General features: G+C 42.2%; 28 protein-coding genes and 2 riboswitches. Of the genes, 25 read left to right on the top strand and 3 right to left on the bottom strand.

What is annotated here, in order from left to right; all coding sequences use genetic code 11:
- The first annotated feature begins 288 nt into the window (after positions 1 to 288).
- From CEF17_RS14490 to CEF17_RS14440, 11 genes are all read left to right on the top strand, one after another.
- Positions 289 to 1,107, top strand: a complete 819-nt coding sequence (locus CEF17_RS14490) for a DUF368 domain-containing protein (protein WP_157843088.1) — start codon at positions 289 to 291, stop codon at positions 1,105 to 1,107.
- Positions 1,108 to 1,194: 87 nt separating this feature from the next.
- Positions 1,195 to 1,299, top strand: a riboswitch (TPP riboswitch).
- Positions 1,300 to 1,453: 154 nt separating this feature from the next.
- Positions 1,454 to 2,734 (top strand): acetylornithine deacetylase, encoded by a 1,281-nt coding sequence (locus tag CEF17_RS14485; protein ID WP_100400928.1) that lies wholly within the window; start codon positions 1,454 to 1,456, stop codon positions 2,732 to 2,734.
- Between the two features lie 15 nt (positions 2,735 to 2,749).
- The gene (gene tenA, locus CEF17_RS14480) at positions 2,750 to 3,424 is read left to right on the top strand and encodes a thiaminase II (RefSeq protein ID WP_100400149.1); all 675 of its coding nucleotides are present in this window, start codon (positions 2,750 to 2,752) and stop codon (positions 3,422 to 3,424) included.
- Positions 3,417 to 4,205, top strand: a complete 789-nt coding sequence (locus tag CEF17_RS14475; protein WP_100400148.1) for an ABC transporter ATP-binding protein — start codon at positions 3,417 to 3,419, stop codon at positions 4,203 to 4,205. The genes tenA and CEF17_RS14475 overlap by 8 nt, the downstream gene beginning before the upstream one ends.
- Positions 4,202 to 4,969 carry an ABC transporter permease gene (locus CEF17_RS14470; RefSeq protein ID WP_100400147.1) on the top strand — a complete coding sequence of 256 codons (768 nt, stop codon included), beginning with the start codon at positions 4,202 to 4,204 and terminating at the stop codon, positions 4,967 to 4,969. Before CEF17_RS14475 ends, CEF17_RS14470 begins: the two co-directional genes overlap by 4 nt.
- A complete protein-coding gene (locus CEF17_RS14465; protein ID WP_232725516.1) occupies positions 4,966 to 6,045 on the top strand; it encodes an ABC transporter substrate-binding protein in 1,080 nt (359 codons plus the stop codon). Before CEF17_RS14470 ends, CEF17_RS14465 begins: the two co-directional genes overlap by 4 nt.
- A 628-nt stretch (positions 6,046 to 6,673) precedes the next feature.
- A complete protein-coding gene (locus CEF17_RS14460) occupies positions 6,674 to 6,901 on the top strand; it encodes a hypothetical protein (protein ID WP_100400146.1) in 228 nt (75 codons plus the stop codon).
- Between the two features lie 141 nt (positions 6,902 to 7,042).
- On the top strand, positions 7,043 to 7,348 hold the full coding sequence (locus CEF17_RS14455; RefSeq protein WP_054636145.1) for an antibiotic biosynthesis monooxygenase family protein: 306 nt from the start codon (positions 7,043 to 7,045) through the stop codon (positions 7,346 to 7,348).
- The gene (locus tag CEF17_RS14450) at positions 7,345 to 7,698 is read left to right on the top strand and encodes a hypothetical protein (protein ID WP_100400145.1); all 354 of its coding nucleotides are present in this window, start codon (positions 7,345 to 7,347) and stop codon (positions 7,696 to 7,698) included. The genes CEF17_RS14455 and CEF17_RS14450 overlap by 4 nt, the downstream gene beginning before the upstream one ends.
- A 10-nt stretch (positions 7,699 to 7,708) precedes the next feature.
- On the top strand, positions 7,709 to 8,377 hold the full coding sequence (locus CEF17_RS14445) for a cobalamin B12-binding domain-containing protein (RefSeq protein WP_232725515.1): 669 nt from the start codon (positions 7,709 to 7,711) through the stop codon (positions 8,375 to 8,377).
- Positions 8,364 to 9,122 carry an STAS domain-containing protein gene (locus tag CEF17_RS14440; protein WP_100400143.1) on the top strand — a complete coding sequence of 253 codons (759 nt, stop codon included), beginning with the start codon at positions 8,364 to 8,366 and terminating at the stop codon, positions 9,120 to 9,122. The genes CEF17_RS14445 and CEF17_RS14440 overlap by 14 nt, the downstream gene beginning before the upstream one ends.
- A 46-nt stretch (positions 9,123 to 9,168) precedes the next feature.
- Here the strand turns inward: CEF17_RS14440 and CEF17_RS20650 are convergent, their stop codons facing one another.
- Positions 9,169 to 10,053 carry an STAS domain-containing protein gene (locus CEF17_RS20650; protein ID WP_232725514.1) on the bottom strand — a complete coding sequence of 295 codons (885 nt, stop codon included), beginning with the start codon at positions 10,051 to 10,053 and terminating at the stop codon, positions 9,169 to 9,171.
- A gap of 141 nt (positions 10,054 to 10,194) precedes the next feature.
- Here CEF17_RS20650 and CEF17_RS14430 point away from each other — a divergent pair, with 141 nt between their 5' ends.
- A complete protein-coding gene (locus CEF17_RS14430) occupies positions 10,195 to 10,449 on the top strand; it encodes a DUF2573 family protein (RefSeq protein ID WP_100400142.1) in 255 nt (84 codons plus the stop codon).
- 113 nt (positions 10,450 to 10,562) lie between these two features.
- Here CEF17_RS14430 and CEF17_RS14425 read toward each other — a convergent pair whose 3' ends face one another.
- Both CEF17_RS14425 and CEF17_RS14420 read right to left on the bottom strand, forming a co-directional pair.
- A complete protein-coding gene (locus CEF17_RS14425; RefSeq protein WP_100400141.1) occupies positions 10,563 to 10,898 on the bottom strand; it encodes a spore coat protein in 336 nt (111 codons plus the stop codon).
- A gap of 15 nt (positions 10,899 to 10,913) precedes the next feature.
- Complete coding sequence (locus CEF17_RS14420; RefSeq protein WP_054636151.1) at positions 10,914 to 11,177, bottom strand: YvdQ family spore coat protein; 264 nt, start codon at positions 11,175 to 11,177, stop codon at positions 10,914 to 10,916.
- Positions 11,178 to 11,492: 315 nt separating this feature from the next.
- On the opposite strand from CEF17_RS14420, the gene CEF17_RS14415 reads away from it, so the two are divergent.
- The 13 genes from CEF17_RS14415 (at position 11,493) to sufU (ending at position 26,077) form a co-directional block, all read left to right on the top strand.
- Positions 11,493 to 13,883 (top strand): 3-hydroxyacyl-CoA dehydrogenase/enoyl-CoA hydratase family protein, encoded by a 2,391-nt coding sequence (locus tag CEF17_RS14415; RefSeq protein ID WP_100400140.1) that lies wholly within the window; start codon positions 11,493 to 11,495, stop codon positions 13,881 to 13,883.
- A 33-nt stretch (positions 13,884 to 13,916) separates the two neighbouring features.
- The gene (locus CEF17_RS14410; protein ID WP_100400139.1) at positions 13,917 to 15,095 is read left to right on the top strand and encodes an acetyl-CoA C-acetyltransferase; all 1,179 of its coding nucleotides are present in this window, start codon (positions 13,917 to 13,919) and stop codon (positions 15,093 to 15,095) included.
- A 21-nt stretch (positions 15,096 to 15,116) separates the two neighbouring features.
- Positions 15,117 to 16,901 carry an acyl-CoA dehydrogenase family protein gene (locus CEF17_RS14405; RefSeq protein WP_100400138.1) on the top strand — a complete coding sequence of 595 codons (1,785 nt, stop codon included), beginning with the start codon at positions 15,117 to 15,119 and terminating at the stop codon, positions 16,899 to 16,901.
- 238 nt (positions 16,902 to 17,139) lie between these two features.
- Entirely contained in the window at positions 17,140 to 17,499 is a 360-nt protein-coding gene (locus CEF17_RS14400) for an arsenate reductase family protein (protein ID WP_100400137.1), read from the top strand.
- A gap of 53 nt (positions 17,500 to 17,552) precedes the next feature.
- Positions 17,553 to 17,936, top strand: a complete 384-nt coding sequence (gcvH, locus tag CEF17_RS14395; RefSeq protein WP_054636153.1) for a glycine cleavage system protein GcvH — start codon at positions 17,553 to 17,555, stop codon at positions 17,934 to 17,936.
- A gap of 239 nt (positions 17,937 to 18,175) precedes the next feature.
- Positions 18,176 to 18,285: riboswitch (SAM riboswitch) on the top strand.
- Between the two features lie 215 nt (positions 18,286 to 18,500).
- Positions 18,501 to 19,526, top strand: coding sequence for a methionine ABC transporter ATP-binding protein (locus CEF17_RS14390; protein ID WP_100400136.1), 1,026 nt, complete (start codon positions 18,501 to 18,503; stop codon positions 19,524 to 19,526).
- Entirely contained in the window at positions 19,519 to 20,187 is a 669-nt protein-coding gene (locus CEF17_RS14385) for a methionine ABC transporter permease (protein ID WP_100400135.1), read from the top strand. The genes CEF17_RS14390 and CEF17_RS14385 overlap by 8 nt, the downstream gene beginning before the upstream one ends.
- Before the next feature lie 16 nt (positions 20,188 to 20,203).
- Positions 20,204 to 21,115 (top strand): MetQ/NlpA family ABC transporter substrate-binding protein, encoded by a 912-nt coding sequence (locus CEF17_RS14380; protein ID WP_100400134.1) that lies wholly within the window; start codon positions 20,204 to 20,206, stop codon positions 21,113 to 21,115.
- A 243-nt stretch (positions 21,116 to 21,358) separates the two neighbouring features.
- Positions 21,359 to 21,736 (top strand): carboxymuconolactone decarboxylase family protein, encoded by a 378-nt coding sequence (locus CEF17_RS14375; protein WP_054636156.1) that lies wholly within the window; start codon positions 21,359 to 21,361, stop codon positions 21,734 to 21,736.
- 568 nt (positions 21,737 to 22,304) lie between these two features.
- Positions 22,305 to 23,096: a Fe-S cluster assembly ATPase SufC gene (sufC, locus tag CEF17_RS14370; protein ID WP_100400133.1), complete on the top strand. Its 792-nt coding sequence runs from the start codon at positions 22,305 to 22,307 to the stop codon at positions 23,094 to 23,096.
- Positions 23,097 to 23,107: 11 nt separating this feature from the next.
- Complete coding sequence (sufD, locus tag CEF17_RS14365) at positions 23,108 to 24,418, top strand: Fe-S cluster assembly protein SufD (protein WP_100400132.1); 1,311 nt, start codon at positions 23,108 to 23,110, stop codon at positions 24,416 to 24,418.
- On the top strand, positions 24,418 to 25,644 hold the full coding sequence (locus CEF17_RS14360; protein WP_100400131.1) for a cysteine desulfurase: 1,227 nt from the start codon (positions 24,418 to 24,420) through the stop codon (positions 25,642 to 25,644). Before sufD ends, CEF17_RS14360 begins: the two co-directional genes overlap by 1 nt.
- Positions 25,637 to 26,077, top strand: a complete 441-nt coding sequence (sufU, locus tag CEF17_RS14355) for a Fe-S cluster assembly sulfur transfer protein SufU (protein ID WP_100400925.1) — start codon at positions 25,637 to 25,639, stop codon at positions 26,075 to 26,077. The genes CEF17_RS14360 and sufU overlap by 8 nt, the downstream gene beginning before the upstream one ends.
- The last annotated feature ends 105 nt before the right edge of the window (positions 26,078 to 26,182 follow it).

Genomic DNA, 26,182 nt, shown 5'->3' with positions numbered 1-26,182 from the left:
TTTAAGGGGGTGCCTGGCACCCTGAGGTTGTTGTAACAAAAGAATCAGGTAAATGGTGGAAAATCAAGTAATACAGCGATTTGAAATATTACAGCGGCAAAGGGTGCCAGGCACCGTAGATGAAAATTCGTGATAAAGACATAGGAAGCGGGGAAAGTTAGTGCTAAAATAAGGAGCAGCGTATTTTTGCATGAGTGATGTTACACTCAATCACTCAACTATGAAAGTAGTTTTACAGAAGGAGAATGTACAGTGTTAAATTGGCGGAATATCGTGCCTGGTGTACTAATGGGCATAAGTGACTTAATCCCGGGAGTAAGCGGGGGTACGATCGCTTTGCTCGTGGGAGTCTATTATCGTTTAATAGCCGCAATAGACGGGATATTTTCCAGGGAGTGGAAGAAGCATCTCATGTTTTTAATTCCTTTAGGAACAGGTGTGGTGCTTGCATTGCTTTCTATGAGCCGGCTCATAGAATGGCTCCTGGCTGACTATCCTCAGCCAACGTTTTTCTTTTTTCTTGGGTTGATTATAGGGATCATTCCTTTTCTTTTAAAAGAAGTTGATTATAAAAAGACCTTTAAAGGAAAACACATAGCTCTCCTGCTTGCAGCTGCTGCCATTGTGGCTTCCACAGCCTTCATAAGGGATGAAGAAATGTCTGCGGTGATGTCTAATTTAACTGCAATGGATTATCTTTTGTTATTTTTCGGAGGATGGGCAGCAAGCAGTGCAATGATATTGCCTGGAGTCAGTGGTTCTTTTGTTTTTTTATTAATAGGAATTTATCCGACTGTTCTTAACGCCATTTCTACGATTAACATCCCTGTCATTATAGTCGTAGGGGCAGGAATAGCTCTTGGTTTAATCATTACAAGCAAAATTATAAAGAAACTGATCAGAAATTATAAGATAGGAACATATGCAGTAATGACCGGTCTGGTCACTGGCTCTATATTCGTTGTCTTTCCTGGAATAGAAGGAAGTATGTTTCTTTTCCTCATAAGTCTTGTAACCTTTTTCGCTGGTTTATTTTGTTCTCTTAAGCTCAGCTCTCTTGGAGAAAAAGCAAAAGCTTCTCAGTTAAAGGTGACAAGAGCTTCATAAATTTATAAAGGAAAATTTTAAAGAATACTCTAACTTTTAAAGGAAAGTATGGTATTTTTATAGTAAGGCATAAAAAACAGAATAAACAGAAACCACTAGGGGTGCTTTGAAAAAGCTGAGAATGACCGTATGGTCTAAACCCTATCACCTGAACTAGGTAATACTAGCGGAGGGAAGTGGCGCCAAGACAAGCCTGATAACAGGTATACTCCCTGTAACTGGCAGTCTTTGTATATATTACTTCGTATATGCGGCCACTCTATTGCTAGAGTGGCTTTTTTTAATGGGTGAAATTACCAATGTCCAGTCAAGACAAGACCTTTTCACGAGAGAGGAAGGAGTGAAGATGTTGCACGAAACGATCACGCATCTTTTAGAGCAGGTAGACAGGAGAAAAGAAGAATTAATTGAACAGGTGGGTGACCTTCTACGTTTCCAAACTCCCAGTCCGCCTGCCCGTAACACAAAAGAGGCACAGCACTACATAGCATCAAAGCTAAACAACCTGGGGTTTGAGGTCGACATGTGGGATGTGTTTCCTGACGACCCGAATGTAGTAGGGACATTAAAAGGAACCAATTCTGGTAAAGCCAACAGTTTAATTATTAATGGTCATATGGATGTGGCTGAAGTCGGGGAAGATCTAACTCAGTGGAAACATGACCCTTTTACTCCTGTTGTAGAAGACGGGCGGTTATACGGGAGAGGGACAGCAGATATGAAAGGCGGAATGGGAGGAGCTCTTTTTGCCGTACAGCTTCTTCGTGAGCAGGGAATCAGCTTGCCTGGCGACCTGATTTTTCAATCGGTGATTGGTGAGGAAGTAGGGGAAGCAGGTACCCTTGAATGCTGTGAACGGGGGTATAAGGCTGATTTGGCAGTGGTTGTAGATACAAGTGATCTTCACATTCAAGGCCAGGGAGGAGTGATTACGGGGTGGATTACAATTAAGAGCCCCCAAACCTACCATGATGCTACTCGCCGGAATATGATTCACGCAGGGGGCGGTCTATACGCAGCTAGTGCCATTGAAAAAATGACGAAAATCATCCAGGGCTTGCAGGAGCTTGAACGGCACTGGGCTGTAACAAAATCCTATCCTGGCTTCCCCCCTGGTATGACAACCATTAACCCCTCTGTGATTGAAGGGGGAAGACATGCCGCCTTTGTGGCTGATGAGTGCCGATTATGGATTACAGTTCATTTTTACCCGGATGAAAATCATGAACAGGTTGTTAAAGAAGTAGAAGAGCATTTAATAAAAGTGGCCGAATCTGATCCATGGCTGAGGGAGCATCCGCCGCTTTTTCGCTGGGGTGGCAAGTCGATGATTGAGGACCGGGGGGAAATCTTCCCTTCACTGGATATTGACCCTGAATCCAAAGAAGTAGCTGCGGTGAAACAGGCTCATCAGCGAATCTTTCAGACCTTTCCCGAAACAGGGATGTCGCCTACCGTAACTGATGGGGGCTGGCTTGGGGATGCGGGCATCCCGACTGTTATTTATGGTCCTGGTGACTTATATAACGCCCATGCAGTTAATGAATCTGTTGAGATCGAACAGCTAGTTCAATTTACAAAGGTCATGATTACTCTGATATACGAGTGGTGTCATAAAGAAAAATAGAAAGGATGAATGCAAATGAAATTTAGTGAACGCTTATACGAAAAGGTCCAGCCAATTTGGAAAAAGAATCATGAACACCCTTTTGTGCAAGGAATGGGAAACGGATCACTTGATAAGGAAAAGTTCCGCTACTATATGATACAGGATTATTTATATTTAATAGATTACTCTAAACTTTTTGCAATCGGCACCGTAAAAGCGAACGATCTAAAAACGATGGGGAAATTTGCTGAACTTCTTGATTCAACGCTGAATACTGAAATGAGTCTTCACCGTCAATATGCAAAGAAGTTCGATATTTCTGAAGAAGAGCTGGAAAACGCAGAGCCTGCTGCAATGACACTTTCTTATTCTCATTACATGCTTCATGTCGGTCAGAACGAAGGGCTGGCAGAGTTAGTGGCCGCCTTGCTTCCATGCATGTGGAGCTATGCTGAGATTGGAAAAGAATTAAGCAAAATACCGGGAGCCGCTGAGCATGAATTTTACGGTGACTGGATCAGCATGTATGCGGACGATGAATTTCAGGAATTAGCGAAGTGGACCATTGATCTTCTTGACGATTTAACAGAAGGAAAACCTGAACATGAGTTAGCTCGGATTGAGGATATTTTCTTAAATACAACCCGATTTGAATTTATGTTCTGGGACATGGCCTACAACCAGGAGATGTGGCCGGCAGATGAGTAGTCAAGCCGCAAGGGATCATCTTTCTTTTTCCAATGTGTCTTTTTCTTACAAAGGAAAACCTCCATCTTCCTTGTCTATCTTTGAAAACGTTACGGTCAGCGTCAAAGAAAAGGAATTTGTAAGCATACTCGGTCCAAGCGGCTCTGGAAAATCTACTTTTTTCCGTCTGGCAACAGGACTGGAACAGCCTGATACCGGAAGCATCTCTATTTATCAAAAAGAAGAAAAAAACAGGCTGGGAAAAGTAGGATACATGCCGCAGCAGGATCTCCTGCTGCCCTGGAGGACGGTTTTGGAAAATGGTGTGCTGCCTTTGGAGCTGCAAGGAGCACCTAGAAAAGAAGCAAAGAAACAGGTGCTCTCTCACATGAAGGAGTTTGGCCTGGAAGGAAAAGAAAATGTCTATCCTCAGCAGCTCTCCGGCGGAATGAGGCAGAGAGTCTCCTTTTTACGGGCCATCCTTGGAGGAGCTGATATTCTTTTATTAGATGAGCCTTTCAGCGCACTCGATTCTATGACTCGTTTTATGATGCAGGAGTGGCTCTTACTGCAGTGGGAAAAGTGGGAAAAGACCATTATATTTATCACTCATGATGTGGAAGAAGCAATCTTTTTATCTGATCGAATTTTTATGCTCACTCCTCCGCCAATACAAACAAAATTTGAGACTATTGATGTCACTCTTCCCAGCCCAAGAACAGAAGAAAGCAGAAGCAGCCCTGTTTTTATGGAGCTTAAACAGAGACTTCTGCAAAAGATGAGGGTAAGGATAGAGCTATGATTTCCGCCAGGTTAAAAAGCTGGGTGTCGTATGGAGGAGCCGGGATACTAGCATTGCTTTTCTTTATTGGCTGGGAAATAGGCGCAAGGATTTACGATAAACCCTATATCCTCCCTGCGCCTTCTGGTATTTTAAGCAGACTTTGGGAATTAAGAGATGTGTTATTTACTGTGCACCTGTGGGCCACATTGCAAATTATCCTGATAGGACTTGGCATTTCAGTTGTATTTGGGACCGGCCTGGCTGTCCTTATGTCCAGGAGCCAGTTGGCCGAAAGGACTTTTTATCCAATTGTTATAGCTTCTCAAACGATTCCGATTATAGCTCTGGCTCCAATTTTTGTCCTCTGGTTTGGATATGACATATGGAGCAAAGTTGCTGTTACGGTACTGATAACATTCTTTCCTATTACGGTCAGTTCATTTGACGGATTGCGATCCACAAGCAGGGAAATTGAAGACTTATTGAAAACGATGGGAGCTTCATCCAGACAGATTTTTTTCAAAGTCCAGGTGCCTTCCGCCCTTCCTTACTTTTTTTCAGGAATGAAGGTGGCCGTTACGTTAAGCGTAATCGGTGCGGCTATTGGAGAGTGGCTTGGAGCGAGCGCAGGACTTGGGTATTTCAGCCGGAGAATGATGACACAAATGGACGGAGCCGGGGTTTTTGCCCCGATTGTGCTGTTATCTGTTCTCGGGATTCTATTGTTTCTTAGCATTAAACTAATAGAAACAGCCACAACAAAATGGAGGAATGTAAAATGACGAAAAGAAAACTACTCACCAGGTCACTGGCTGGAGCTTCAGCTCTCTCTCTCTTTCTGATGGCTGGGTGTAATGGACAGGAAGAAGAAGACACTGAGAGTCCGGAAGAAGTGACAAACAATGGAGAGGAAGAGGAACAGCAGGCAGGAGAAGAATCAAATGAACTGGAGCAAATAGAGGTTATGCTCGACTGGTATCCTAACGCAGTGCACAGTTACTTATATGCAGCTCAGGAACAGGGATATTTTGCAGAGGAAGGTGTAGAGGTGGATCTTATTTTTCCAGCCAATCCTACAGACCCTCTGAATTTAGCTGCTACAGGGGAAGTAACTCTTGGCATTACATACCAGCCTGACGTGATTACAGCAAGGAACGAAGGAATCCCCGTGATTTCTGTTGCAGCTATTGTCCGTTCTCCTCTCAACCATATCGTCTACCTGGAGGACTCGGGAATAGAGTCACCAAGTGATTTAGAAGGAAGGCAGGTAGGATATCCTGGTATACCAGTAAATGAACCTCTTATTGAAACGATGGTTACAGAGGACGGGGGAAACATTGAAGAAGTAGAGCTGATTGATGTCGGGTTTGAACTTGGTTCTTCCATTGTGACAGAACGGGCTGATGCAGTTATCGGGGCCTACATCAACCATGAAGTCCCTGTACTGGAGCATCAGGGGCACGAAGTTGGCTATTTTGATCCAGTAGATTACGGAGTGCCGGCATTTTACGAGCTGGTGATGGTTACAAATGAAGATAACTTTGACGAAAATGAAGACGTCATTCACCGTTTTTGGGAAGCTGCCAGCCGGGGTTATGAATACATGAAAGAGAATCCTGATGAAAGTCTAGATATTCTTTTTGGACATGAAGACCAGGAAAACTTTCCTCTTGTCCGCGAAGTAGAGGAGCAAAGTCTGGACATTTTGCTTTCTCTCATGGAAGAGGAAGGAGAACCTTTTGGGAGCCAGACCGAAGAATCCTGGGAGGAAACTATTGAATGGCTGGTTGAAACTGGTTATATTGATGAACAGCCTTCCACTGAAGATATCTTTGTAAATATCGCAGAAGAAGAATAGATATAAATAGAGCGTGTCCTGAGAAGCAGACTTTGGGGACACTTGGAAAAAGGGCTGCCACGTACCGTAAGGTGCATATGCCAGCTTTGGAGAGGGCTTTTTTTCAGGGTCACACATACAGACTGTCGAAACGGAGTTAGGGACTTTAGGTTATGGAAATTAGAAAGTCTTGGACTACCCAGTTTAATGAAGGAAAAGATGGATCCAATTATTGTAAGTCGATAATAGGGTCCTTTTTTTATTCATAAAACGGTCGATGAAGCTTCCTGGGGGTGCCATTTTTCATCAACGATTAAAAGAAGTCACAAAAAAGTTAAAATATATTATTGACCTATAGGTTTTATTCCTGTATTATTATTAGAAATAACTTAATTTCCTGTTCCGTTTTTTTCCATTTACCCTCGGTAGACAAACGAAAGTATATGAACGATTTATCTCTAAACAACTAAAATCCTCAAAAGTATACTGATTTTTTAGAATATTAAAACTTCAAATGGTTTAATTGAAGGAATATTTTGTTTTCAGAAGAAAAGGTTTAACAGAGGCATTCTAAGGAAATATAAAATACATCTTTTTTGCAGAGAACAACTGTTCATATAATAAATTATTGAAAGAAAGGATGACTACCATGAAAGAACAACCATTGTTTTGGGCCTTATTAATGATGATGTCGTTTGGCTTTTTATTTTTTATAGGTGCCTATCAGTTTACTGAAACAGCACAAATTATACTCCAATCTGTCGGCTTTGGCGGCTTCGTATTTTCGATGCTTTACGGTGTTCTGATTACACAGCACATTGAACAGAAAAAGGCTAGTGAACAAGAGGAACACTATATAAAAAGCCCGTTAAAATAGCGAAGAATAACCGGGGAAAAATCCTCGGTTTTTTTATGTGGATTTCTGCAAAACTCCAAGAAAGGGTTCTTTCTGCAACATATATTATTACGTGATAGAATGGGAAATACAATAGAGAAGATACAATAAAGGAGATTTTTCATGTACATTGTCACCTCAACTGTTACCGTCCCAAGTGAAAAGGCTGATGAAGTAATAGATATCTATCGGAATCGCTCGCGAGCAGTCGACAAGGCTAAAGGGTTTCGAACATTTCAGCTTTTACAAAATGATAAGAAGCCAGGAGAGCTGACAGTCCATCTAGAATGGGAGAGTAAAGCTGATTATCTCTCTTGGGTAACAAGTGATGAATATAAGAAGATTCATGAACTAGAAAAGAAATATCCGGACAAGGAACTAGCTTCGATCGTCCCAAAAGTCGGCCAATATAAAGTAGTAGCTGAATGAGCAAAGAAACCAAAGAAAAGATTGTAAAAGAAGTGTCGGAGGCCATATACAAAGCATACCCCTATTTATGGGAAAAGTTTGGGGAACATGGCAGGATAAAAACAGAGGAAGACAACTATCATCACCTTGATCATTTAGAAACAACATATGAATTAAGGGACAGTAACGTTTTTCTTGACTACACCAAGTGGCTGGAAAACGTGTTAACCAGCCGTAATGTCGGAACTTACTTAATCATAGATAATTTTGAAAGACTCATAAAAGTAATTCCTGGAAAAGTGGATAAGGAAAGAGAACAAGCCTTTCTTATATATCTGCAGCAAGCTATCCAATGGTTGAAAAACAGCTGAGAAAGCAGAGGTGACGGATGTGAACCCGCAACCAGAAAAGCTGGCCCATCTGTTCCTGGAGGGAAAGGAAAAGCAAGCCATAGTGTACTTGCAAGAATTATGTAACGATGATAATAGGCTTTCCATTTATGAAGATATGATCACTCCTGCTATGTATCATATTGGCGAGTTATGGGAATTGAATAAAATATCAGTAGCAGATGAACACTTGGCTACTGGGATATGTGATATGGTTATCTCACAAATGGAAAATGTTTATTTCAGAAATAAAATAACCCTCCCTAACGAAAAAAAGGTTATGTTGCTAGGGGTAGAGGAAGAGCAGCATTATCTAGGATTGAAGATGGCTGCTTCCGTGTTTAAAGATCAAGGGTGGACGGTCCGGTATTTGGGTCCGAACCTCCCTTTACATCATGCGCTGCATTTTATAAATGAATGGAAACCGGAAGTGATAGGCGTATCAGTTGCCCTTTCATACCGTCTGCCAAAGCTGAAAGAATTTTTACAAGCTTTTCAGGAAGTGGATTTTGAGCCTGTAATTATTATTGGCGGACGGATGACAAAAAAGCATGACTTTGATTCTTATTCAGAAAAAAAAGTGATAGTGTTAGAAGATTTAAGAGGCTTGCAATATTGGCTTGATAATGGGAGAGAAGGGGATATAAATGCAACAAGTTAACGAGCAATTGGCGCTTCCTATCTTTATAATAGATAAAAACCTTCAAATTCTTGGCTGCTCTCCCGAAGCCGAAGCGCAATTCAATGTCAATTTCTCATTGCTGGATGTGATTGAGAGGGAGAGCAGAGATAAGGTTAAGCAGCAAGTGCACCCGGATCAGGGGAAAAGGAAGCTGGAAATAAACGTTATTAATCAGAAAGAACAAGTGTTGCTGGCTGATTTATATGCAGGATGGGAAAGTGAGCTGCACGGCAAAGTCTTTATTCATATAAAAGAAGAATCGATAAGAAGAGTTACGGATATGCTGGCTGAGCTTAGAACTCGCCTTCAGGATACTAACTTTGAACTATTAAAGGAAAAAGAAAAGCTTGAGCAAGCATTGATTGAAAATGACAGGCTTTCAGCACCCTTTATTGAGGTTGCCGAAGATTTGGCACTCATACCTTTGTATGGTGAGGTTCATGAGGACAAAATGAACGTTATTCGAGAAAAAATTCTTGCGGCTTCTTACGAACGGCCTGCAACTAATCTTTTATTTGATTTTACAGCTATTGGAGAAATAAAGGGAGAGGGGCTGGCGGTGCTTAAAAACATGTTTCAGTCTCTTACTTACATGGGGAAGAAGGTAGTAATTACCGGAGTGACTCCTAAACAGGCAAAGCGGCTTCATGAGCTTGACGTTCATTTAAATATTACATTTATTCAGTCGTTGGAAGCTGCTGTGAAAAAAGAAAGTAAAAGCTGATCTGGTTGTAACATGAAAAAGGGTGGCCCGTGGGGCTCACCCTTTTTCATATCGATGTCAGCTTGTAGCCTTTTTTTGCACTGAGATATTGAAGCCCAAGGCGGAAATTTGAAAAAGTCTTTGCTTTAATCTGAACACCACTGCCTACAATTTCCTGGGCCAAATGAGTGGAAAAGCCTACGTAAATCGTTTCTACTCCCATTAAACCGAGAGAGGTGGTAATCAAATCAATCTGACGTGCAATTTCAACAAGTGAAAAGTCTTCCTGATTTTTCAAATGAACTCCTGTAAAGTCGATGATTGCAGTGTCGGCCTTATAGGCTTTGATGTTGTTAACTACTTTCTCACGAATTTGTTCTATTCTTTCAGAGTTCAATTGCCCTGTAAGTGGGATCAGGATCGTGTTCGGTACAATTGATGGAATAATAGGAGCGGATAAATCTTTAATCAGCTGCTTGTCTTCCTGTATTTGGATAGTGGCTTTTTCAAGCTCTTCACTATAATAATTGATATATTGTTCGCTATAAGCAATTGTAGTAATATCTATCAGATCACATATCATATCAGTGATTTTAAAAGCTAATCCATAGGACAGGTTGTTGTCTTTAATCTCTTTTTCTGCTTCTTTACAAATTACTTTCCGAAAGAGGGATAAGCTTGATAAAGCTTCAGACAAGGAGCGATTTTCCTGTACAGCCAGCATCCCTGCTTTGTCAGCCCACTCTCTTATATCATTGTTTAATTCTTTTTTTGAAGCAACAAGGCCTTCAGCAATAAGGTTGATTAATTCGAGACGCACATGAAAGAGAGCGCTAGAACTGTCATTTGTTTCTATTGCTTTTTGCTTGTCAATTTTTTCAGTGATTGCTTCTGCCAGGCCGTGGGCGTTATGCTGGAGCCTGCTTTTTAACCTTGAGAGCTCATTTTTCATGGTGTCTCCCCCAATAAAAAAAATAAAATCTAGCACTATTTTACCACAATTTTATAAAATTACAGAGAACTATTTGTCAGGTGTTTGAACAAAAGATGTATTTATGTGTGTAGAAAAGTAAAGAGAAAGGAGGAGGAGGAAATGGATAAACAATTTCAAGAACAGGTGGATGGGTTACTAGAAAAATACACTGAACTCTTGCTTGGAGAAAGTACTCCGGAGCTTAAGAAAAAAGTAGAAACTTGGGCCCTTTATATGCATATTTCTAAAAACATGCCTCCATTAACAAGACATTGGATTGAGTCTTACCCGGATGCAAAGGAAAGCATGAGAGAATTGGCAGGGGAAATCAAAAGGCTGAATGAAGCTAATAGAAAGAAAGAGAAAGAAGATTAATAAGCAGGACAGCCCTTCTTCCGCTCCTACCAAGCCAAAGAGCGATGCAGAAGGGCTGCTTTTGTTTGCATACAGCTTGAAGATTGCAGCTGTTTGCAGGATTATCTTTTTTCTTATTGAGTCAACCCGCCGCTAGGCAGCTGGTTGTTATAACCGGTGAACTGCTGAAAGCTCTGTTGTAAGGAATTTTGCTGAGCGGCATCAAAGCTGTACCACCCTTTTTCGAACATGACATTGAATAAGTGGCGCTGGGAATCCTGAGTTTCATTCATAATGGCAGCCAAGTCCTGATAAAGAGATTCATGACTTGCCTCGTTTAAAGCGATACTGTAAGAGGAAGTCATATACTTTTCCGTAGTCAAAATATCATTTAGGAAGTCCCGGTCATTCATGGCTGGGGACTTAGGAACTTGAGTTTCTTGATTTTGTATTTTACTTTGCTGTGTCATATGTTTCTTGCCTCCTTATTGAGTAGGTTGAATAGGCTGATTGTTAGATTGAAGGTGAGAAAGGATCTGCTGGTAGTGGCGTACGTGCATTTGTGATACACTTTCGAGTGCGCTTTTAACATCAGTATCTGTACACTGTTGTGCAAAATAATGGGACTTTTTGGCGGCTAAAAGATTCCATGACAACATGTCAGTAATGTAAATTTCGTCCTTTGTCGTAACGACATTCGGCGGTTGAGGCATTACCTGCTGCTGATTTTGTTCGCTTTGCTGCTGCATAAAACAACCTCCTTTTTATATAAACACGTATTTAGTTTGAGGAATGGAGGAAGAAGCTATACAAAAAAATTATAAAAGTGAAATAGAAACAATGTTCAAATGTATAGAGTAAAGACAATTTTTCTGTCGACCACAAGAAAAAACAACTATCTTTGTAGAGGACTCAAAAAAATAATAATTTTCTGTAAGCACAGTATTGATATAATCAGGAATATAATTTATAGTAAGGATAGAAATGAACAGCCATTCAGAAAGTGGTTAATTTTTTTGTTTATATTATGAATGAGTATTCATTCAAGGAGAGGGAGGAAGACGATGAAAGGCAGCATTAACAAAGTCGCTGTTCTCGGTTCAGGAGTTATGGGATCGGGCATTGCAGCACATCTTGCAAACATTGGAATATCTGTCCTTCTATTGGACGTTGCGCCAAAGGAACTTACAAATGAAGAAAAAGAAAAAGGCCTGGAGATCGACCATAAACAGGTAAAGAATCGGTTAAGTACAACAGCTGTGAAGAAGCTGTTAAAGCAAAAGCCCGCTCCCCTTACTGTAAAAGAAAATATTACTCTTATTGAACCCGGAAACATGGAAGATGATATGAAACGATTATCAGAGGTTGACTGGGTGATTGAAGTTGTCGTTGAAAATCTTGAAATTAAGAAAAAAGTTTTTGCTGAAGTAGAAGCTAACATTACACCAGGCACCATTGTCAGCTCAAATACTTCAGGAATTTCTATAGAAGCAATGTCTGAAGATTGCTCACCTGAGTTCAGATCCAACTTCCTGGGTACGCACTTTTTTAACCCGCCTCGTTACTTAAAGCTTCTTGAGATCATTCCTACGAAAGATACGAGTGAAGAAGTGCTTTCCTTTATGAAGGAATTTGCCGAAAATACACTTGGGAAAGGCGTAGTGGAAGCGAAAGATACGCCTAACTTCATAGGAAATCGTATAGGAACTTATGGGCTTCTTGTTACAGTTCAGGAAATGTTGAAATCCGGATTTTCTGTCGGGGAAGTAGATTCCATTACAGGTCCGGCAATCGGACGGCCGAAAAGTGCAACCTTCCGAACACTTGATGTGGTTGGATTAGATACCTTCCTGCACGTGGCAAAAAATGTATATGACCAGGTGGAAGGAGAAGAAAAAGAAACTTTTGATCCTCCTCAATTTATGAAAGATATGGCGGAGAAAGGCTGGATCGGAAGCAAGGCAGGGCAAGGGTTCTTTGTGAAGAAGAAGGGTGAAAAAGGCAGTGAGATATTAGAGCTTGATCCCGAAAGCTTCGAGTATGTCCCAAGAAAAAAGGTAAAAACAGCAGCAACTGAACAAGCAAAACAAGCGAAAAAGCTCCCTGATAAATTGAAAGTCCTTGTATATGCAGATGATAAAGCAGGTCAGTTTATATGGAACGTACTTGCACCTGTGCTTATCTATTCAGCTGAAAAAGCTGATGAAATTGCAAATGATCTTCTTGCCATTGATCAAGCGATCAAATGGGGGTTTGGATGGGAAATGGGCCCGTTTGAAACCTGGGATGCCATTGGGCTGGAAAAATCTGTTGAAAAGATGGAGGAAGAGGGAAGAAGTGTTCCTGCATGGGTGAAGGAGATGCTTCAGAACGGTCATACCTCTTTTTACCGTGGCAAAGAAGAGTTTTATCATAACGGAGAATACAAACAGATTGTAAAGAATAAAAAAGCAATTAATTTGAAAACGCTTAAATCAGATGACTCAAATGTCATCATGAAGAATAATGGAGCTTCACTCATTGATATTGGTGACGAGGTAGCTTGTCTGGAATTCCATTCTCCAAATAATTCTATCGGCCCTGATGTGCTGCAGATGATTAACAAATCCATCGATGAAGTAGAAAAGAACTACAAAGGACTGGTTATTGGAAACCACGGGAAGAATTTCTGTGTGGGTGCTAACCTGATGATGATTTTAATGGAAGCGCAAGACGGCGGCTTTTTTGAAATCGACATGGTGATTCGTCAATTCCAAAAGACGATGGCAAGGATCAGGTATGCAAACTGTCCGGTGGTCACTGCTCCCCATGGAATGACTCTCGGAGGTGGAACGGAAATCTGCCTTCCATCAGCAAGCATTCAAGCCTCTTCAGAGACTTACATGGGTCTTGTTGAAGTTGGTGTGGGATTAATTCCTGGCGGCGGAGGTAACAAAGAGCTTTATCTGCGTGGAATTGAAAGCCTTCCGCAAGGTGCGGCAATTGACTTACAGGCTGTGGCAAATGACACATTTGAAAAGATTGCTATGGCGAAGGTTTCCACGTCAGCTGATGAAGCCAGAAAAAATGGATTTTTAAGCTCCCGAGATGGTGTAACTTTTAATGGAGATCATACAATCCACAATGCAAAACAGCATGCCATCTTTTTACATGACGCGGGCTACCGTCCGCCGCAACGTAAAAAGATTCCGGTAGTTGGGGAATCTGGATATGCTGCGATGCTGCTCGGCGCAAAAACCATGCAGTATGGAGGAATGGTTTCTGACCACGACGTGAAAATTGCCCAAAAGCTGGCATTCGTCTTAGCCGGTGGCCGTGTAGCCAAAGGAACTGAAGTAGATGAACAGTACCTGCTTGACCTCGAACGTGAAGCTTTCTTAAGCCTGGTGGGAGAGCCAAAAACCCAGCAAAGAATGCAGCACATGCTGACAAAAGGAAAGCCGTTACGTAACTAGACTGATATATGAAGAAGAATGGAGGGAAGGGTCTTGAAGGAAGCGGTGATTGTGGCTGGGGCACGTACCCCGGTCGGAAAAGCAAAAAAAGGAACACTTGCTACAATGCGCCCTGATGATTTTGGCGCTTTAACCATAAAGGAAACCTTAAAAAGAGCAAATAATTTTGATGCGTCGCAAGTAGAAGATGTAATTATTGGCTGTGCCATGCCTGAGGCGGAACAAGGTATGAACCTTGCACGTAACATTTCTGCACTGGCCGGCCTTCCTGTTAACGTACCTGCGATAACTATAAATAGGTATTGTTCGTCTGGTCTGCAAAGCATCGCTTACGCCGCCGAGCGAATTATGCTAGGAAACTCTGAAACTATCATTGCCGGCGGGGCTGAGTCTATGAGTCTAATCCCGATGGGGGGGCACGTGATTTCTCCTAACCCTACCATCGTAGAGGAAATGCCTGAATATTACATGGGGATGGGTTATACGGCAGAACAAGTAGCCAAGGAATTTGATGTCAGCCGTGAAGACCAGGATGAGTTTGCCGCTGAAAGTCATAATCGGGCATCTCGTGCTATAAAAGAAGGAAAATTTGACGAAGAAATTGTTCCTGTAGAAGTCACCTTGCGTTCAGTAGGGGCGGATCATAAGCTGCAGGAAAAAGCAGTGACATTTTCCAGAGATGAAGGTGTAAGGGAAGGTACGACGAAAGAAACTCTTGCAAAACTGCGCCCGGCTTTTCATCCGAAAGGCTCTGTTACAGCGGGGAACGCTTCACAAATGAGTGATGGAGCAGCATCTGTTCTTGTTATGAATCGTGAAAAAGCAGAAGCCGACGGATTAACTCCGTTAGTCAAATTTAAATCTTTTGCCGTGGCCGGTGTTCGCCCGGAAATCATGGGGGTAGGACCCGTGGAAGCCATTCCAAAGGCAGTAAAGCAAGCGGGACTTGAGCTTTCCGATATTGGGCTGTTTGAGCTAAATGAAGCCTTTGCATCTCAGTCTCTCCATGTTATTCGCAAGCTTGGTTTAGACTACGATAAAGTCAACGTAAACGGCGGGGCAATTGCACTTGGGCATCCTCTTGGCTGTTCCGGTACAAAGTTAACATTAAGCCTCATCCATGAAATGAAACGTCGTGGTGAACAGTTTGGTGTCGTTACTATGTGCATTGGCGGAGGAATGGGTGCAGCTGGAGTCTTTGAGCTTATTTAATATATAGATGGGGGTATGAAAATGAGCAGCACTACAGAGTTAGGGGTTAAAGGCGGAGGATTTTTAATTGAAGAAGTAAGAGCTGACCAGGTATTTACACCAGAGGATTTTAGTGAAGAGCATAAAATGATAGCAAAAACGACAGAAGAGTTTGTTGTGGGGGAGGTTGTTCCTCATATCGATGAAATAGAGAATCACCAGTTTGACATTTCGCGCAACCTGCTGACTAAAGCCGGAGAACTTGGGCTGTTGGGAGCAGATGTGCCCGAGAAGTATGAAGGGCTGGGGCTGGACAAAATCAGTTCCTCTCTTATCACAGAAAAATTCTCCCGTGCTGGAGCCTTTTCTTTAAGCCACGGGGCACATGTTGGAATTGGTTCTCTGCCTATCGTATTTTTTGGAAATGAAGAGCAAAAGAAAAAATATTTACCTCCGCTCTCGTCTGGAGAAAAAATTGCAGCCTATGCTCTGACAGAGCCAAGTTCTGGTTCAGATGCTCTTGGAGCAAAGACCACTGCAGTATTAAATGAAGAAGGTACACATTACATTCTAAACGGGGAAAAGCAATGGATCACGAACTCCGCTTTTGCTGACATCTTTGTGGTATACGCAAAAATTGATGGAGAAAAATTCACTGCTTTTATCGTGGAAAAAGAGTATGACGGAGTAAGCACCGGACCAGAGGAAAAGAAAATGGGGATTAAAGGTTCTTCTACGCGTACCTTAATTTTGGAAGATGCAAAGGTTCCTGCCGAGAATGTCCTTGGCGAAATCGGCCGGGGACACGTGATTGCATTTAATATCTTAAATGTAGGGCGTTATAAGCTCGGGGTAGGATGTGTAGGAGGTTCAAAACGAGGGATTGAGCTGGCGGCTGCTTATGCGAATGAGCGCAAGCAGTTTAAAACTCCGATCGGAAAATTTACTGCCATTCAGGAAAAGCTTGGAACGATGGCTGTGCAGACTTATGCGGCTGAAAGTTCCATTTACCGCACAGGCGGGCTTTTTGAAGAGCAGCTTGGCAAACTTACAGATGAAGAACAGGAAGACGGAGGAAAGGTTGCTACATCAATTGCAGAATACGCCATTGAATGCTCCTTGAATAAATTCTTCGGGTCCGAGGTTTTGGATTATGTGGTTGATGAAGCTGTTCAAATTCACGGGGGCTATGGCTTTATGGCCGAATATGAAGTGGAACGAGCATACCGTGATTCCCGCATCAACCGCATATTTGAAGGCACAAATGAAATAAACCGTATGCTGGTGCCTGGCACCATTATGAGAAAAGCAATGAAAGGAGAACTTCCTCTCCTTGAGAAAGCCCAGGGGCTTCAGGAAGAGCTTATGATGATGATGCCGGAAGATCCTGGTGATGCTGCTTTGGAACAAGAGAAGTATCTCCTAGGCAATGCGAAAAAGATCTTCCTCATGGTGGCGGGAAACGGAGCTCAAAAGTATGCTCAAGACTTGGAAAAAGAGCAAGAGCTTCTGATAAATGTTGCTGACATTGTAAGTGATATCTATGCCATGGAATCTGTCATCCTCAGAACAGAAAAAGCAATTAATAAAAATGGCGAAAGCAAAGAAGGCAACAAGCTTTTGCTAACCCAGGTGTTCTGCCAGGAAGCGATGAACCGGATTGAAGCAAATGCAAAAGAATCTCTGGTTCACATGGAAGAAGGCGATACCCTCCGGTCCATGCTGGGCATTTTACGTAAGCTAGTTCGTCATACTCCAATCAATGTGGTAACGAAAAAGCGGGAAATCGCTGAACGTGTCCTTAAAGAAGAAAAATACGTTGTGTAACTTTGTTATTCAATTTGGGGTTTTATAACCTCAATATAATATATCTCCTTTCTTTGAAAGGTAATCTCCTCTCTGCTAAGTGAGGCAAAGAAGTCCCTATGGGGCTTCTTTGTCCATTTAACAAGCTTTTTACACTGTGCTTTTCCAGGTTCCTTTTACAAATTTACTTATTTCTCTTTCTGCTAAAAGATAAGATATAATAAAGAAGGATTTTATCAAAAAGGGGAGAAAGTAAAAGATGAGCTTAACGTATTATGGGTATCCTACATGCGGCACATGCCGAAAAGCAAAACGTTGGATAGAAGAGCATGGTATCGATTATAATGAGTACCATATCGTCGAAGATCCTCCCAGCCGTGACCAGGTCAAGGAGCTTTATGAAAAGAGCGGACTTGAGCTTCGTAAGTTTTTTAATACGAGCGGCAAGAAATACCGTGAACTTGGCCTAAAGGACAAGGTGAAGACAGCGGGTGAGGACGAGCTTCTGGATATTCTGGCTTCAGACGGTATGCTCCTCAAACGACCCATTGTAACCGATGGAACAAAGGTGTCAGTAGGGTTTAAAGAAGAGCAATTTGAGGAATTATGGAAGAGGTAATGCCTGTCAGGGCAGCCTACTTTCAAAAAAGAAGTTGAAATGGAGGGATAATTATGAATCTGCCAAAAGAATTAAAGTATTCAGAGGAACATGAGTGGGTAAAAGAGGAAGACGGCAAAGTCCGCATTGGAATTACTGACTTCGCACAATCAGAGCTGGGAGACATCGTTTTTGTAGAGCTTCCAGAAGAGGGAGACGAAGTAGAAGCAGACGAGCCTTTTGGAAGCGTTGAGTCTGTAAAAACCGTATCTGAATTGTATGCGCCAGTAAGCGGAAAAGTAGTAGAGGTGAACGAAGACCTTGACGATTCTCCTGAATTTGTTAATGACTCACCTTATGAAAAAGCATGGATGATTGTTGTTGAGCCATCCGACAAAAGTGAGCTTGACCAACTTATGTCCGCTGAAGAGTATGAAGAAATGGTTAGCGAAGACTAATCAACGGTACATAAGCACCCTGTAAATGGGTGCTTTTTTAATTGGTGTCAGGCACCAAGGCCTTGATGTAACACAAATTAGGCCTAACCCCTTAGATAAAGGGGAAGAAATATTACAATAAGCTGAGGTGCCAGGCACCTGACCAGGTAAAATAACCCACCTTGTCATTGTGTTGACACTCTTTATTTCCCGTGCTAATATTCAATTTAGTGTTGAATATTGTAGAAAACAATTTAATGCTCTTATCAAGAGTGGTGGAGGGAAAGGCCCGTTGAAGCCCGGCAACCGTCAATGTGAGTTGATAAGGTGCCAATTCCTGCAATGCCCGCTGAGCGTTGCAAGATGAGAGAAAGGCGCATATACAGGACCTTTCTGCTCACTGATAAGCAGAAGGTTTTTTTCGTTTCTGTGCTGTTTGTTACTTAAAAGAAAACATTAAGAAGCTGCAGAAAGCTTCTTTAATTAAGGTGCACTTGGTTCCTGGAAATCAAGTGCTTATAACGGAAAGGGAACTAAGTTTCCAGATAAGTATAATAGGATTTAAAATACCCAAGGGTGGTCTATATGATTACGTTAAAAAACTTAAAAAAGATTTTTAGTACAAAAAGTGGAACGGTCACTGCAGTTGACGGGGTGAACCTTACAATAGAAGAAGGCGAAATTTATGGTGTCATTGGGTACAGTGGAGCCGGCAAAAGTACATTGATTCGGATGCTTAATATGCTTGAGCGACCAAGTGAAGGCGAGGTCACTGTGGCCGGCAATAATATGTCCAACTTAAAAGGAAGGTCATTAAGAAAAGCCAGGCAGGAGATCAGCATGATATTCCAGCATTTCAATCTGCTTTGGTCCCGAACGGTTGCCGAAAATATTGCTTTTCCTTTAGAAATTGCCGGAGCGCCAAAAGAAGAAAGGCGGGCAAGAGTTAACGAACTTATTAAGCTAGTCGGCCTGGAGGGAAGAGGGGATGCCTATCCTTCTCAGCTTAGCGGGGGACAAAAGCAAAGAGTAGGCATTGCCCGCGCTCTTGCGAATAACCCTAAAGTGCTGTTGTGCGATGAGGCGACGTCCGCTCTTGATCCTAAGACTACAGATTCTATACTTGACTTACTAGTGGATATTAATCAAAAGCTTGGCTTGACCATTGTCCTTATTACCCATGAGATGCATGTCATTCGAAAAATCTGCCACCATGTAGCGGTTATGGAAGGTGGAAAAGTGGTAGAAGAGGGGCCTGTTCTTGATGTCTTCCGCAACCCTAAGCAAGAGATGACCAAAGAATTTGTGAAACAAATTACTGAACCTGAAGAAACAATGGAAGCAATTTCTGAACTGTTAAAAGGAACAGAAGGCGGCCCCATCCTAAAGCTTACCTTTGTAGGTGATGATGCCGAACAGCCTTTAATGACTGAAATCATCCAGAAGTTCCAGGTGAGTGTTAATATTCTTCAAGGAAAGATTTCACAGACAAGGGAAGGGAGCTATGGCACCTTGTTTGTCCGTCTGGATGGAACGGAAAGCAATTTGCAAAGTGCTCTTCAGTTTATTAAAGAGCAGCAAGTGGAGGCGGAGGTGTTAAAAAATGATTGAGACTCTGTTTCCGAATGTACATTGGGAGCGGATGTGGGATGCTACTGTAGAAACGATTTATATGAGTCTTATATCGGTAGCAGCTACGTTTGTTCTTGGTATTTTACTAGGACTTCTCCTTTACCTTACGGGCAAGGGGAACCTGTGGGAAAACAGGTTTATAAACAGCATTATTGCTGGTTTTGTAAATTTATTCAGGTCTATTCCTTTCATTATATTAATTATCCTGCTGATTCCCCTGACAACCATTATAGTAGGGACAATGCTTGGGCCAAGCGCGGCCTTGCCGGCACTTATTATCGGGGCAGCACCATTTTACGCCCGTATGGTTGAAATTGGACTCCGTGAAGTGGATAAAGGTGTCATTGAAGCGGCTCAGTCTATGGGAGCAAATCAGCAGCAGATTATTTTCAAAGTTTTATTGCCTGAGTCGATGCCAGCATTGATTTCCGGTATTACAGTAACAGCAATAGCTTTAGTAAGCTATACGGCCATGGCTGGAGTAATTGGTGCAGGCGGACTGGGAGATTTAGCTTTCCGGGAGGGTTTCCAGCGGAATAATCCCGATGTTACCTTAGTGGCTACCATTGCCATCCTGATTATTGTATTTGTTCTACAATGGATTGGCGATCGGCTTACACATACAATTGATAAAAGATAAAGGAGGAGACACGTACATGAAGTATTTATTGCATGTTTTATCTGTGTTTGCATTAGTACTTGTTCTGGCAGCCTGCGGCACAGCCGAGGAGGACGATACTGCAGGAGATGGTGAAGGTAACGGCACAGAGGTTGACGTAGAAGAAGCAGAAGAGGGCGTTGAAGAAGATGATACTGATGCTACAGAGGAAGAGGAGCAGGAGCTCACAATTGGAGCTTCGAATGTCCCTCATGCTGAAATCTTAGAATTTGCATCTGATCAACTTGAAGAAGAAGGTATTACTCTTGATATTAGAACGTTTAATGATTATATCGTTCCTAACCAGGCGCTTGATCAAGAAGAGCTGGACGCTAACTATTTCCAGCACATCCCATACCTTGAGTCTCAAATTGAGGAGCATGGCTATGATTTTGAAAATGCGGGTGGAATTCATATTGAGCCGATTGGTGTTTACTCTCAGGAGTATGACAGCTTAGATGACTTGCCTGAAGGTGCTGAAATTATCATGAGCAGCTCAGTGGCTGACCATGGAAGAATCTTATCCATGCTTGAAGACGAAGGGCTTATCACCTTAACTGAAGGGGCAGGTGTGGAAGCTACCATTGATGATATTGAAGAAAACCCTAGAGACCTTGATTTTCGTGATAACGTAGAAGCGGCAATGCTTCCACAGGCTTTTGATAATAACGAAGGCGATGCTGTTCTTATTAACTCCAATTATGCGATCGACCACGGCTTATCACCAGCTGAAGATGCTATTGCTATTGAATCTCCAGATGATAACCCATATGTGAATGTTATTGCTGTGCGCAGCGGCGATGAAGATAATGAAGCAATTCAAACGTTAGTCGAAGTGCTTCGTTCTGAAGAGGTTCAAGATTTTATTCTTGAAGAATATGATGGGTCTGTGGTTCCTGTTAACGAATAATAATAGAGTGAAATGCCGGTTCCTTGAAGGAGCCGGCATTTTTTATTATTAATGAACGTATTCTCTTATTTTATATGTATGGTAAAGAAACGGTAAGGTCCTTCCTCACTGAAAAGGGTAGGGCCTGTATTCGCCTGAGAATAAAGGAAAGGCACAGGTTACAGAAAAAGAGCTCTTTGTGTATGAACATGGAATTTTTGTAAACCCTAAAGTTTGATATGGAGATTAAGGAGGAGAACGATAATGAATCAATCGCAGGATAACCAGGAAACATCACTAATTCAACAAGCATTGCATGACTACAAAGCGGGTTTAGGACACTTTACTGAGCAGATTCCTCATATTGCGCGTAAATATAATGCTTTTACTGAAGCGTGTTTTGAAGAAGGGGAATTGTCTCAAAAAGAAAAACAGCTGATTGCTCTAGGCCTAAGTGTATATTCACAAGATGAGTATTGTATTATTTATCATACACAGGGATGTCTGGACCAGGGATGCAGTGAAAAGGAGATATTAGAAGCCTTAGGAGTGACCGCTGCCTTTGGAGGCGGGGCTGCCATGAGTCAGGCAGTGACTCTCGTACAAGAAGCCATTCAGGACCTTCAGCAAAATACTCACTAATTTGAACGCCTTTTCTTAGGCAGTCATGTTACAAGAAGGGAAGGGGTGTCCCGGTTACATGTTTACTTGCGCAAAATTTTCAAAACAGCCTTTCTGTAAGGTGAAGGGTCCTATGGAAGAAGGGTTGTAAGATTGAGCGTATAAACAGAACAGAGCGGCGGTGCCCCTCTGTTCTTTTACGTCCCTTTCTGCCTTAAATATGAAGGACCAGCTGACAGGTTTCTTAAACGCTTCTCTCCTTTTTTGCAAAGATTTGTTACAATAAAAAAATACGTGTTTACAAACATAGAATAAATCCTCACCTTCGGGCAGGAAGGCACATAGTGAGAACTTTTTTAAATATATTCAATCTTCAGGACATATGGTACGATGAAACTTCTTGCCCGCGATAGTTGTAACATAGTAGTTATTCAAGGTAAACTAGGGAAAGATTATGTTTAACAACACAGGGATAGTGGTAACTCCTTGAACTTAGTTTGGATTTGTTATAAAATTATAATGAGAATAAATTGAGAATAAGGGGTATGCAAGTCACCCATTATATTTATAAATATGGAGGTATTTTTAGATGTCAGCACCTAACCTTAAGATCGAAAATCTTCATGTAGCTATTGAAGGAAAAGAAATTATCAAAGATTTTAACCTTGAAATTAACGGTGGGGAAATACACGCAATTATGGGACCTAACGGTACGGGGAAATCTACCCTTGCTTCTGCTATTATGGGGCATCCTAAATATGAAATTACGAGCGGTAAAGTCTTTTTAGACGGAGAAGACGTTTTGGATATGGAAGTAGATGAGCGTGCAAGAGCGGGGCTTTTCCTGGCTATGCAGTACCCGAGTGAAATCGCTGGCGTAACAAATGCTGATTTCATGCGTTCAGCCATTAATGCAGGCCGAGAAGAAGGAAAAGAAATCTCTCTTATGAAATTTATCCGCAAAATGGATGAAAAAATGGACGTTCTTGATATGGACCAGGCTTTCTCCCAGCGTTACCTGAATGAAGGCTTTTCCGGTGGAGAGAAAAAGCGTAACGAAATTCTTCAGCTTCTTATGCTTGAACCAAAGATCGCTATTCTTGATGAAATTGACTCTGGTCTTGATATTGATGCCTTAAAAGTCGTTTCTAATGGAGTTAACGACATGAGAGGGCCTGAGTTTGGCTGTTTAATTATCACTCACTACCAGCGTCTATTGAACTACATCACTCCTGATAAAGTCCATGTCATGATGCAAGGACGTATTGTGAAAACCGGCGGGGCAGAACTTGCTGAGCGCCTGGAAGCAGAAGGCTATGACTGGATTAAAGAAGAGCTTGGCATTGAAGATGAAAAAGTCGGCCAAGAAACGCAAGCGTAGGAGGTTATATCATGTCAGTGGATACTAAGTTGACGTTCGACGAACAATATATCAGAGATTTTTCAAAAGGAAAGGGCGAACCTGAGTGGCTGACTGAACAACGAGTGGCTGCCTATCAGCTTGCGGAAAAGCTTGGTTTGCCAAAACCGGAAAAGACCAATATTACAAAATGGAATTTCACTGAATTTAAACATGAGGGCAAGCCTTCTGAAACTTTTGATAAAGTGGAAGACCTTGATGAAAATATTCAAAAGCTTATCGATAAGAGCTCTGGTGAACAAAATGTAATTGTTTATCGTGACGGGGTTCCGGTTTATAAAAATGTAAGCAGTGCTTTAGAAGAGCAGGGTGTCGTTTTTACCGATATGCAGACAGCAGTCCAAAACCATGGAGAGCTTGTGAAAAAGTACTTTATGGGCAAAGCGGTTGATGTAGATGAGCATCGCTTAACTGCACTTCACGTAGCTCTTATGAATGGCGGTACCTTCCTCTATGTGCCAAAGAACGTAGAGATCACAGTGCCTCTTCAAACGATTAACTGGCAAGAGGACGGGGAAGCTGCTCTTTTCAACCATGTGATTGTGGCTGCTGAAGATAACAGCAAGGTGACATTTATAGAGAACTACGTGTCATTTAATAAAGAAGCTGCAGCTGTAGCAAATAATGTAGCAGAAGTATATGCAGGACCTGGATCCAACATTACATTCTGCGGCGTAGATAATTTCGAAAAAGGCGTGACCACTTACACAAACCGTCGTGGCCACGTAGAGAAAGATGGAAGAATTGACTGGGTGCTTGGCCAAATGAACGAAGGAAATACTGTTTCTGAAAACATTACTCTCCTCGTTGGAGATGGATCCTATGGAGACACGAAAACAGTGACCATCGGACGCGGGGAGCAGAGCCAAAACTTTGTTTCCAATATGGTTCATTACGGCAAGAATTCCCGTGGATATATCTTGACTCATGGAGTCATGAAGGATAAAGCAAGCTCAATCTTCAATGGGATTACAAAGATTGAGCATGGGGCAACTAAGTCTGACGGAGTACAGACAGAACGTGTTCTTATGCTAAGCGAGAAAGCACGGGGAGACGCCAACCCGATCCTTTTGATTGATGAAGATGATGTTACGGCAGGACACGCAGCATCAGTTGGACAAATTGATCCAATGCAAATGTTCTACATGATGAGCCGCGGGATATCCCGTACAGAAGCCGAACGCTTGATTATTTTTGGTTTCCTGGCGCCTGTAGTAAACGAACTGCCTATTGAATCTGTAAGAAACAGCCTTACTGAACTTATTGAAAGGAAGGTTTACTAATGGATGTACGTGAAATCCGCAAGATGTTTCCCATCTTGGATCAGGAGGTCAATGGCCATCCTTTAGTATATTTAGACAGCTCAGCCACTTCTCAAAAGCCTGTACAGGTGATTGAGAAGGTGGATGACTATTACCGCCGGTATAACTCCAACGTACACCGTGGTGTCCACACCCTAGGAACACTGGCTACTGAAGGCTATGAAGGAGCAAGGGAAAAGGTCAGGGCTTTCATTAATGCCAAAAGTACAGAAGAGATCGTGTTTACGAGGGGGGCAACAGCTGCCCTTAACCTGGTAGCTTCAAGCTACGCCCGCGACAACCTCTCAGAAGGCGATGAGATTGTTATTACACAAATGGAGCATCATAGTAATATCATTCCCTGGCAGCAGGCAGCTAAGGCTACAGGAGCCACTTTGAAGTATATTCCTATGCAGGAAGACGGATCCATTTCTCTTGAAGATGTAAGAGAAACGGTTACGGATAATACAAAAATTGTAGCTGTAATCCAGGTTTCCAATGTATTAGGTACAATCAATCCGGTAAAAGAAATTACGTCTATCGCTCATGAAAAAGGGGCAGTATCCGTAATAGATGGCGCACAAAGCATTCCTCATATGAAAGTGGATGTGCAGGATATAGATTGTGATTTCCTGGCATTTTCCGGTCATAAGATGTGTGGGCCAACTGGAATCGGGGTATTGTATGGTAAAAAACAGTGGCTGAATAACATGGAGCCCGTTGAATTTGGCGGCGAAATGATCGATTTTGTTGATTGGCAGGAATCTACCTGGAAGGAGCTTCCGTGGAAGTTTGAAGGTGGAACCCCAATTATCGGAGGAGCCATTGGTCTGGCAGCAGCCATTGATTTTCTGAACGAAATAGGGCTTGATAATATTGAAGAGCATGAAACGAAGCTCGTCAATTATGCAATCGAAAGGCTTCAAGACGAAGTGAAAGGATTGCAGATATATGGTCCGCAAAAACGGGCTGGGATTGTCACTTTTAATGTAGACAACGTCCATCCTCATGACCTGGCAACCGTTCTTGATTCTGAAGGAATAGCAGTCCGGGCAGGCCATCATTGTGCCCAGCCGCTAATGAGGTGGCTGAAGGCGACAGCAACTGCTCGTGCCAGCTTTTATTTATATAACACCGATGAAGATGTTGATGCTCTAGTGAAAGGCCTAATAAAAACAAAGGAGTATTTCGGTGATGTCTTTGCATAGTAACAATCTAGATACCCTATACCGGCAAGTTATCATGGATCACTATAAGAATCCCCGAAACCGCGGAGGTATTGAGGGAGATACGTTAACAGTGAACATGAATAATCCTACATGCGGAGACCGCATTGAACTTCAAATGCAAGTGGAGGATGGAAAGATTTCTGAAGCTAAGTTTTCAGGTGAAGGCTGTTCGATCAGTTTATCCTCTGCTTCTATGATGACTGAAGTAATTAAGGGAAGACCTGTCGAAGAAGCGCTTGAACTAGCAGATATTTTCTCCAAGATGATGCAGGGAGAAGATTATGATGATGAAAAATACGACCTTGGTGATATAGAAGCCCTTCAAGGGGTGCAGAAGTTTCCTGCACGAATTAAATGTGCAACCTTAGCATGGAAGGCCATGGAAAAAGGATTAAATAACGAAGAAGAATAGGAAGAAGGCGTTTTGTACCTGAAGAAGAAAGTTAGGTACAGAAGGCTGACTTCGGGACTTGGGATTTTATAAGCATGCATCGCATGCTACTTTTAAGGAGGGTTT

Origin of the sequence: Bacillus sp. FJAT-44742 (assembly GCF_002797315.1) — a bacterium.
In the GTDB taxonomy this organism is placed as follows: Bacteria; Bacillota; Bacilli; order Bacillales; family Marinococcaceae; genus Thalassorhabdus; species Thalassorhabdus alkalitolerans.
This window is presented reverse-complemented; position numbering and strand designations above follow the sequence as displayed.

Coding starts and splice junctions, on each gene's coding strand:
- gcvH (WP_054636153.1), top strand. CDS start 17,553: ATGAATCTGCCAAAAGAATTAAAGTATTCAGAGGAACATGAGTGGGTA.
- CEF17_RS14430 (WP_100400142.1), top strand. CDS start 10,195: ATGGATAAACAATTTCAAGAACAGGTGGATGGGTTACTAGAAAAATAC.
- CEF17_RS14415 (WP_100400140.1), top strand. CDS start 11,493: ATGAAAGGCAGCATTAACAAAGTCGCTGTTCTCGGTTCAGGAGTTATG.
- tenA (WP_100400149.1), top strand. CDS start 2,750: ATGAAATTTAGTGAACGCTTATACGAAAAGGTCCAGCCAATTTGGAAA.
- sufD (WP_100400132.1), top strand. CDS start 23,108: ATGTCAGTGGATACTAAGTTGACGTTCGACGAACAATATATCAGAGAT.
- CEF17_RS14425 (WP_100400141.1), bottom strand. CDS start 10,898: ATGACACAGCAAAGTAAAATACAAAATCAAGAAACTCAAGTTCCTAAG.
- CEF17_RS14465 (WP_232725516.1), top strand. CDS start 4,966: ATGACGAAAAGAAAACTACTCACCAGGTCACTGGCTGGAGCTTCAGCT.
- CEF17_RS14380 (WP_100400134.1), top strand. CDS start 20,204: ATGAAGTATTTATTGCATGTTTTATCTGTGTTTGCATTAGTACTTGTT.
- CEF17_RS14475 (WP_100400148.1), top strand. CDS start 3,417: ATGAGTAGTCAAGCCGCAAGGGATCATCTTTCTTTTTCCAATGTGTCT.
- CEF17_RS14420 (WP_054636151.1), bottom strand. CDS start 11,177: ATGCAGCAGCAAAGCGAACAAAATCAGCAGCAGGTAATGCCTCAACCG.
- CEF17_RS14390 (WP_100400136.1), top strand. CDS start 18,501: ATGATTACGTTAAAAAACTTAAAAAAGATTTTTAGTACAAAAAGTGGA.
- CEF17_RS14405 (WP_100400138.1), top strand. CDS start 15,117: ATGAGCAGCACTACAGAGTTAGGGGTTAAAGGCGGAGGATTTTTAATT.
- CEF17_RS14375 (WP_054636156.1), top strand. CDS start 21,359: ATGAATCAATCGCAGGATAACCAGGAAACATCACTAATTCAACAAGCA.
- CEF17_RS14400 (WP_100400137.1), top strand. CDS start 17,140: ATGAGCTTAACGTATTATGGGTATCCTACATGCGGCACATGCCGAAAA.
- sufC (WP_100400133.1), top strand. CDS start 22,305: ATGTCAGCACCTAACCTTAAGATCGAAAATCTTCATGTAGCTATTGAA.
- CEF17_RS20650 (WP_232725514.1), bottom strand. CDS start 10,053: ATGAAAAATGAGCTCTCAAGGTTAAAAAGCAGGCTCCAGCATAACGCC.
- CEF17_RS14460 (WP_100400146.1), top strand. CDS start 6,674: ATGAAAGAACAACCATTGTTTTGGGCCTTATTAATGATGATGTCGTTT.
- CEF17_RS14455 (WP_054636145.1), top strand. CDS start 7,043: ATGTACATTGTCACCTCAACTGTTACCGTCCCAAGTGAAAAGGCTGAT.
- CEF17_RS14485 (WP_100400928.1), top strand. CDS start 1,454: ATGTTGCACGAAACGATCACGCATCTTTTAGAGCAGGTAGACAGGAGA.
- CEF17_RS14385 (WP_100400135.1), top strand. CDS start 19,519: ATGATTGAGACTCTGTTTCCGAATGTACATTGGGAGCGGATGTGGGAT.
- CEF17_RS14470 (WP_100400147.1), top strand. CDS start 4,202: ATGATTTCCGCCAGGTTAAAAAGCTGGGTGTCGTATGGAGGAGCCGGG.
- CEF17_RS14490 (WP_157843088.1), top strand. CDS start 289: ATGGGCATAAGTGACTTAATCCCGGGAGTAAGCGGGGGTACGATCGCT.
- CEF17_RS14360 (WP_100400131.1), top strand. CDS start 24,418: ATGGATGTACGTGAAATCCGCAAGATGTTTCCCATCTTGGATCAGGAG.
- CEF17_RS14440 (WP_100400143.1), top strand. CDS start 8,364: ATGCAACAAGTTAACGAGCAATTGGCGCTTCCTATCTTTATAATAGAT.
- CEF17_RS14450 (WP_100400145.1), top strand. CDS start 7,345: ATGAGCAAAGAAACCAAAGAAAAGATTGTAAAAGAAGTGTCGGAGGCC.